5 protein-coding genes are annotated in these 4,604 nt (G+C 65.9%); 1 reads left to right on the top strand and 4 read right to left on the bottom strand.

All coding sequences use genetic code 11. The features are described from left to right. From LO50_RS21730 to LO50_RS21720, 3 genes are all read right to left on the bottom strand, one after another. Positions 1-538: TPM domain-containing protein (locus tag LO50_RS21730; protein WP_044316338.1), on the bottom strand; the 538-nt coding region annotated here is incomplete at its 3' end. Then, the gene (locus tag LO50_RS21725; RefSeq protein ID WP_044316339.1) at positions 535-1,143 is read right to left on the bottom strand and encodes a LemA family protein; all 609 of its coding nucleotides are present in this window, start codon (positions 1,141-1,143) and stop codon (positions 535-537) included. The genes LO50_RS21725 and LO50_RS21730, both read right to left, overlap by 4 nt. A 106-nt stretch (positions 1,144-1,249) precedes the next feature. Continuing rightward, the gene (locus tag LO50_RS21720; protein WP_044316337.1) at positions 1,250-2,170 is read right to left on the bottom strand and encodes a LysR family transcriptional regulator; all 921 of its coding nucleotides are present in this window, start codon (positions 2,168-2,170) and stop codon (positions 1,250-1,252) included. A gap of 102 nt (positions 2,171-2,272) precedes the next feature. On the opposite strand from LO50_RS21720, the gene LO50_RS21715 reads away from it, so the two are divergent. Beyond that, positions 2,273-3,286, top strand: coding sequence for a zinc-binding alcohol dehydrogenase family protein (locus LO50_RS21715; RefSeq protein ID WP_023444567.1), 1,014 nt, complete (start codon positions 2,273-2,275; stop codon positions 3,284-3,286). A 1-nt stretch (position 3,287) separates the two neighbouring features. Here LO50_RS21715 and LO50_RS21710 read toward each other — a convergent pair whose 3' ends face one another. Further along, on the bottom strand, positions 3,288-4,511 hold the full coding sequence (locus tag LO50_RS21710) for a CaiB/BaiF CoA transferase family protein (protein ID WP_023444566.1): 1,224 nt from the start codon (positions 4,509-4,511) through the stop codon (positions 3,288-3,290). Positions 4,512-4,604 lie beyond the last annotated feature (93 nt).

The raw sequence follows: 4,604 nt of genomic DNA, 5'->3' as shown, positions 1-4,604 counted from the left end.
GGCCGCCGGGTTGCTCCTGCACCATCGGCATCACCGGGCGCAGCTCGGCCGGCAGCGGGTCGCCGCCAAGCACGGTGACGATCGCCTCCGCACCTTCGGTGATGCCGGCCGTGAAGTCGCCGCGCTGGAATGCCGGCGCGATGATCCGGTTGATGATGACCGAGGACTGCGCGTCGGTGAGCCGGCCTTCCAGACCGTAGCCGACCTCGATGCGAATCTTGCGATCATCGCGCGCGACGATCAGCAGCGCACCGTTGTCCTCGCCCTTCTGGCCGATGCCCCAGGTACGGCCAAGCTCCAGACCGAATTCCTCGATGCTGCGCCCGCCCAGGTCCGGCACCGTGACAACGACAACCTGCTCACCGGTCGCCTGCTCGTGGCCGGCCAGCATGCTGGTCAGCCGCGCCTCGGCCTGGGTGTCGAGCAGCTCGGCACGATCGACCACGCGCCCGGTCAGCTCCGGGACCTCGGCTTCCTGGGCGACGAGGCTACCGGCCCAGAGCAGCAGGATCAGCAGTAGCGGAAACCTGGAGGTCATTGAAACTGCACTTGTGGCGCTTGCTCGGCATTCTCGGCGGTAGCCTCGAAGTTCTCGCGAATCGGCATGTCGCTGTACATCAGGGTGTGCCAGATACGACCGGGGAAGGTTCGAATCTCGGTGTTGTAGCGCTCGACCGCAGCGATGAAGTCGCGACGTGCCACCGCGATGCGGTTCTCGGTGCCTTCGAGCTGCGATTGCAGGGCAAGGAAGTTCTGATTGGATTTCAGATCCGGATAGCGCTCGGATACCGCCATCAGCCGGCTCAGGGCGCCGGTCAGCTGGTTCTGCGCCTGCTGGAACTGCTGCAGCTTCTGCGGATCATCCAGGGTGCTGGCATCGACCTGAATCGACGTGGCCTTGGCCCGCGCCTCGACCACGGCGGTAAGGGTTTCCTGCTCCTGACGGGCGAAGCCCTTGACCGTCTCGACCAGATTGGGAATCAGGTCGGCACGGCGCTGGTACTGGTTCTCCACCTGCGACCAGGCGGCCTTTACCTGCTCGTCATAGGTTGGGATGTTATTGACTCCGCAACCGGCCAGAAGCCAGGAGAGGAAGACCACGGCAGTCAGTTGCCAGGTGTAGCGAAAACGCTGCGTATGCATGATGCGCCTGTCCATTCTGTTAACCAGTACTCAGATAAGAATAGCCAAACGCCATAAGAGTTCAGGCGCGCAACAAAAGCTCACAGCTCGAGCATGAATAACGCGTCTAAATGAGATGCCAGGGGGCGCGCGCCAACAGCGCCTTGCAACGGGTCTGCAGATGTCCATGCAGCAGCCGCACCGGCTTGCTCAACTGCGCGCGATGGGCGCAGAGCAGGCTGAGTGGCGCCGCCTCGCCAAGACAGTCCGGCAACAGCACCTGTAGACGGCCCGCTGCCACGTCGTCGGCAATGTCCAGCCAGGACTTGTAGGCCAGCCCGCTGCCGGCCAGCGCCCAACGACGCACCACGTCCGCATCGTCACTGACCCGGTCACCACTGACCTGCACGGTGACCGCCCGGCGTCCTTCCTGAAAGCACCAGCGGTCATGCACGCGCCCGGCGAGCATGAAGCGCAGGCAGTTGTGCGCCGCCAGCTCGTCCAGCCGTCGTGGCTCGCCGTGCCGTTGCAGGTAGGCAGGCGAAGCGCACAGCACCCGGCGGTTCTCGCCAGCGACCGGCAGCGCGACGAGGCTGGAATCCTCTGGCGCGCCATAGCGCAGGACGATGTCCACCGGCTGACGGAACAGATCGGTCAGCCCGTCGCCCAGCAGCAGGCGCACCTGCAACTGCGGATGAATCGCCTGGAATTCGTCGAGCCACGGCAGCAGCACGTTGCGCCCGAAGTCGGACGGCGCCGACAGCTGCAGCACACCACTGATCGCCTCGCGACCACCAGCGAGCGCCTGTGCCCCCTCGTGCAAGCTGGCCAGTGCTGCCCGGGCATGCAGCAGATAAGCCTCGCCCTCGGCGGTCAGGCGCAGGCTGCGGGTGGAGCGCACGAACAGCCGCACACTCAGGCTCGCTTCGAGGCGCTTCAAGGCCGCACTGGCCACTGCGGGCGACACGTCGAGCCCGCGCGCGGCCGCGGAAAGGCTGCCGCTGTCGGCGGTACGGACGAACAGCTGCAGGTCGTCGATACGCAGCATTTTCAAAATCCTGTTGAAAGAGCCTCGCTTATCGCCCCGTTTTTCCGCCGAGTCAAATAAACGACCATGCCCGCACTCAACCGAACCCAATGGAGCATCAGCATGAAAGCGGTCGCCTATTTCGAATCCCTCGCCATCGACGATCCCCGTGCCCTGCAGGACGTGGAGCTACCAGAGCCGCTGCCCGGCCCGCGAGACCTGCTGGTGGAGGTGCGCGCCATCTCGGTCAACCCGGTAGACACCAAGGTACGCCGCAACACCCAGCCCGAGGCCGGTCAGCCGAAGGTGCTGGGCTGGGACGTCGCCGGCGTGGTGGTCGGGGTGGGCAGCGAAGTCAGCCTGTTCAAGGTCGGCGACGAGGTGTTCTACGCCGGCTCCATCGCCCGCGCGGGCGGCAACAGTGAACGCCATCTGGTGGACGAGCGCATCGTCGGACGCAAGCCGCAGAGCCTGAGCTTCGCCGAGGCCGCCGCGCTGCCGCTGACCGCCATCACCGCCTGGGAGCTGCTGTTCGAACGCCTGCAACTGGTGGAGGGCCATGGCGCCGGGCAGCAGCTGCTGATCGTCGGAGCCGCCGGCGGCGTCGGTTCGATCATGCTGCAGCTGGCCCGTCAGCTCACCGAGGTCAGCGTGATCGCCACCGCCTCACGTCCGGAAACCCAGGCCTGGGCGCGTGAACTCGGCGCGCACCATGTCATCGACCATAGTCAGCCGTTGTACGCCGAGCTGCAGCGCGCCGGTTTCGCCAGCGTCAGCCATGTCGCCAGCCTGACCCAGACCGATCAGCACTTCGATCAGCTGGTCGAGGCGCTGACGCCGCAGGGCCGCCTGGCACTGATCGACGATCCGGCCCAACCGCTGGACGTGATGAAGCTCAAGCGCAAGAGCCTGTCCCTGCACTGGGAACTGATGTTCACCCGCTCACTGTTCGAGACGCCGGACATGGTCGAGCAGCACCACCTGCTGCAGCGCGTCAGCCAGCTGGTCGATCAGGGCGTGCTGCGCACCACCCTCGGCGAGCACTTCGGCACCATCAACGCGGCCAACCTGCGCCGTGCCCATGCCCTGCTGGAAAGCGGCAAGGCCAAGGGCAAGATCGTGCTGGAAGGTTTCTGAGCTAGATGACGCCGGCCGCGCGCAGGCCAGCAATCTGCTCGTCATTCATGCCCAGCAGGCGCTGCAACAGCGCCTCGCTGTGTTCGCCGAGCAGTGGCGGCGGCATGCGGTAATCCACGGGTGAAGCGGACAGCCGCAGCGGGCTGGCCACCTGCGGCACGTGGCCGGCCAGCGGGTGCGGCATCTCGACGTTCAGCCCGCGGTGCTGCACCTGCGGGTCGCTGAACACCTGGGCCAGGTCGTTGATCGGCCCGCAAGGCACGCCGGCCTGCTCCAGCGCACTGACCCATTCGGCCGTAGTGCGGAACACCGTGACCTGACGAATCAGCGGAATCAGTTCGGCGCGATGGGCGACCCGCGCGCGATTGCTGGCGAAGCGCGGATCGTCCGCCCACTCCGGCCGCCCGGCGACCTCGCAGAACTTGCGGAACTGACCGTCATTGCCGACGGTGAGGATGATATCGCCATCGGCGGTGGGGAAATCCTGATAGGGCACGATGTTCGGATGGGCATTGCCCATGCGCCTAGGCGCCACGCCGGTGGTGAGGTAGTTGAGCGCCTGGTTGCCGAGGCAGGCGACCTGCACGTCGAGTAGCGCCGTGTCGATATGCTGGCCCTCGCCGCTGCGTTCGCGATGTGCCAGCGCAGCGAGCACGCCAACGGTGGCGTACAGGCCGGTGAGGATATCGGTCAGCGCCACGCCGACCTTCACCGGCCCGGCGCCCTCCTCCGCATCGCTGCGGCCGGTCAGGCTCATCAGCCCGCCTAGGCCCTGGATCATGAAGTCGTAGCCAGCACGTGTGGCGTAAGGCCCGTCCTGGCCAAAACCGGTGATCGAGCAATAGACCAGCCGCGGATTGATCGCCTTCAGGCTTTCATAATCCAGCCCGTAGGCGGCGAGCCCGCCGACCTTGAAGTTTTCCAGCAGCACATCGCACTGCGTCACCAGCTCGCGGATGATGCGCTGACCCTCGGGCCGGGTGAAGTCGACGGTCAGCGACTGCTTGTTGCGGTTGGCGGTCAGGTAATAAGCCGCCTCCGAGGTGTTCTCGCCGTGCTGATCCTGGAGATAGGGCGGGCCCCAGTGACGGGTGTCGTCGCCAGTGCCGGGGCGCTCGACCTTGATCACCTCGGCGCCGAGATCACCGAGAATCTGCCCGCACCAGGGTCCGGCGAGCACGCGGGACAGGTCGAGCACGCGGATATGGGACAGGGCGCCGGGCATGGAAAACCTCACAGGCTATTGGAAGGTGAAAGCACCCTCGCCCGGTAGGAGAGGGCCTGGGTGAGGGAACCATTAGCAGTGCCAAGCACCCTC

This window comes from Stutzerimonas stutzeri, assembly GCF_000935215.1.
Taxonomy (GTDB): domain Bacteria; phylum Pseudomonadota; class Gammaproteobacteria; order Pseudomonadales; family Pseudomonadaceae; genus Stutzerimonas.
The sequence above is the reverse complement of the archived record's forward strand: the minus strand, read 5'-3'. Positions and strand labels throughout refer to the sequence as shown.